Origin of the sequence: Vibrio sp. B181a, from assembly GCF_030248375.1 — a bacterium.
In the GTDB taxonomy this organism is placed as follows: domain Bacteria; phylum Pseudomonadota; class Gammaproteobacteria; order Enterobacterales; family Vibrionaceae; genus Vibrio; species Vibrio campbellii.
On record NZ_JAHGAD010000014.1, the window covers coordinates 1 to 3,058 of the forward strand.

Genomic DNA, 3,058 nt, shown 5'->3' on the forward strand with positions numbered 1-3,058 from the left:
AAAAACTAAATTTAAAGCCTGGCGATGTCCTACTCTCACATGGGGAAGCCCCACACTACCATCGGCGCTAATTCGTTTCACTTCTGAGTTCGGAATGGAAGTCAGGTGGGTCCAAATCGCTATGGTCGCCAAGCAAATTCTTTAATTCGGAAAGCTGTTTCAGTTCTTACACATTCAATTCGTTCTTGCTTTGAGTCCATCAAAACCCCTTGGGTGTTGTATGGTTAAGCCTCACGGGCAATTAGTACAGGTTAGCTCAACGCCTCACAACGCTTACACACCCTGCCTATCAACGTTCTAGTCTCGAACAACCCTTTAGGATACTTAAAGTATCAGGGAAGACTCATCTCAGGGCTCGCTTCCCGCTTAGATGCTTTCAGCGGTTATCGATTCCGAACTTAGCTACCGGGCAATGCGTCTGGCGACACAACCCGAACACCAGAGGTTCGTCCACTCCGGTCCTCTCGTACTAGGAGCAGCCCCCTTCAATCTTCCAACGCCCACGGCAGATAGGGACCGAACTGTCTCACGACGTTCTAAACCCAGCTCGCGTACCACTTTAAATGGCGAACAGCCATACCCTTGGGACCGACTTCAGCCCCAGGATGTGATGAGCCGACATCGAGGTGCCAAACACCGCCGTCGATATGAACTCTTGGGCGGTATCAGCCTGTTATCCCCGGAGTACCTTTTATCCGTTGAGCGATGGCCCTTCCATTCAGAACCACCGGATCACTATGACCTGCTTTCGCACCTGCTCGAATTGTCATTCTCGCAGTCAAGCGGGCTTATGCCATTGCACTAACCTCACGATGTCCAACCGTGATTAGCCCACCTTCGTGCTCCTCCGTTACGCTTTGGGAGGAGACCGCCCCAGTCAAACTACCCACCAGGCACTGTCCGCAACCCCGATAAGGGGTCGACGTTAGAACATCAACACTACAAGGGTGGTATTTCAAGGACGGCTCCACTAATACTGGCGTACTAGTTTCAAAGCCTCCCACCTATCCTACACATGTAGGGTCAATGTTCAGTGCCAAGCTGTAGTAAAGGTTCACGGGGTCTTTCCGTCTAGCCGCGGGTACACTGCATCTTCACAGCGATTTCAATTTCACTGAGTCTCGGGTGGAGACAGCGTGGCCATCATTACGCCATTCGTGCAGGTCGGAACTTACCCGACAAGGAATTTCGCTACCTTAGGACCGTTATAGTTACGGCCGCCGTTTACCGGGGCTTCGATCAAGAGCTTCGACCGAAGTCTAACCCCATCAATTAACCTTCCGGCACCGGGCAGGCGTCACACCGTATACGTCATCTTACGATTTTGCACAGTGCTGTGTTTTTAATAAACAGTTGCAGCCACCTGGTATCTGCGACTCTCAATAGCTCCATCCGCAAGGGACTTCACCGTCGAGAGCGTACCTTCTCCCGAAGTTACGGTACCATTTTGCCTAGTTCCTTCACCCGAGTTCTCTCAAGCGCCTTGGTATTCTCTACCCGACCACCTGTGTCGGTTTGGGGTACGATTCCTTACAATCTGAAGCTTAGAGGCTTTTCCTGGAAGCATGGCATCAATGACTTCACTACCGTAGTAGCTCGACGTCGTGTCTCAGCCTTAAGAAGAGCCGGATTTACCTAACTCTTCAGCCTACGCACTTGAACCTGGACAACCGTCGCCAGGCCCACCTAGCCTTCTCCGTCCCCCCATCGCAATTGTAAGAAGTACGGGAATATTAACCCGTTTCCCATCGACTACGCCTTTCGGCCTCGCCTTAGGGGTCGACTTACCCTGCCCCGATTAACGTTGGACAGGAACCCTTGGTCTTCCGGCGAGGAGGTTTTTCACCCCCTTTATCGTTACTCATGTCAGCATTCGCACTTCTGATACGTCCAGCATGCGTTACCACACACCTTCAACCGCTTACAGAACGCTCCCCTACCCAATGCACAAAGTGCATTGCCGCAGCTTCGGTTTACTACTTAGCCCCGTTACATCTTCCGCGCAGGCCGACTCGACCAGTGAGCTATTACGCTTTCTTTAAATGATGGCTGCTTCTAAGCCAACATCCTGGCTGTCTGAGCCTTCCCACATCGTTTCCCACTTAGTAGTAATTTGGGACCTTAGCTGGCGGTCTGGGTTGTTTCCCTCTCCACGACGGACGTTAGCACCCGCCGTGTGTCTCCCGGATAGTACTTACTGGTATTCGGAGTTTGCAAAGGGTTGGTAAGTCGGGATGACCCCCTAGCCTTAACAGTGCTCTACCCCCAGTAGTATTCGTCCGAGGCGCTACCTAAATAGCTTTCGGGGAGAACCAGCTATCTCCAGGTTTGATTGGCCTTTCACCCCTAGCCACAAGTCATCCGCTAATTTTTCAACATTAGTCGGTTCGGTCCTCCAGTTGATGTTACTCAACCTTCAACCTGCCCATGGCTAGATCACCTGGTTTCGGGTCTATATCCAGAGACTGAACGCCCAGTTAAGACTCGGTTTCCCTACGGCTCCCCTAGATGGTTAACCTTGCCACTGAATATAAGTCGCTGACCCATTATACAAAAGGTACGCAGTCACACCACGAAGGTGCTCCTACTGCTTGTACGTACACGGTTTCAGGTTCTATTTCACTCCCCTCACAGGGGTTCTTTTCGCCTTTCCCTCACGGTACTGGTTCACTATCGGTCAGTCAGTAGTATTTAGCCTTGGAGGATGGTCCCCCCATATTCAGACAGGATATCACGTGTCCCGCCCTACTCGATTTCACTTTAAATGCGTTGCCGGTTACGGGGCTATCACCCTGTATCGCACAACTTTCCAGAAGTTTCACCTGACGCATAAAAAGCTTAAGGGCTAGTCCAATTTCGCTCGCCGCTACTTTCGGAATCTCGGTTGATTTCTTTTCCTCGGGGTACTTAGATGTTTCAGTTCCCCCGGTTCGCCTCGCTGCGCTATGTATTCACGCAGCGATACTAGCTTATGCTAGTGGGTTTCCCCATTCGGAAATCCCAGACTCAAATGGTTTTTACTACCTAATCTGGGCTTATCGCAAGTTAATACGTCCTT

At 51.1% G+C, this 3,058-nt stretch carries 2 rRNA genes; both read right to left on the bottom strand.

Annotated elements, in window-relative coordinates:
- Positions 1 to 16: 16 nt before the first annotated feature.
- Positions 17 to 133 (bottom strand): 5S ribosomal RNA (gene rrf, locus KIO97_RS07135).
- A gap of 87 nt (positions 134 to 220) precedes the next feature.
- Positions 221 to 3,058: ribosomal RNA gene (locus tag KIO97_RS07140) — 23S ribosomal RNA — on the bottom strand; the annotation flags it as partial.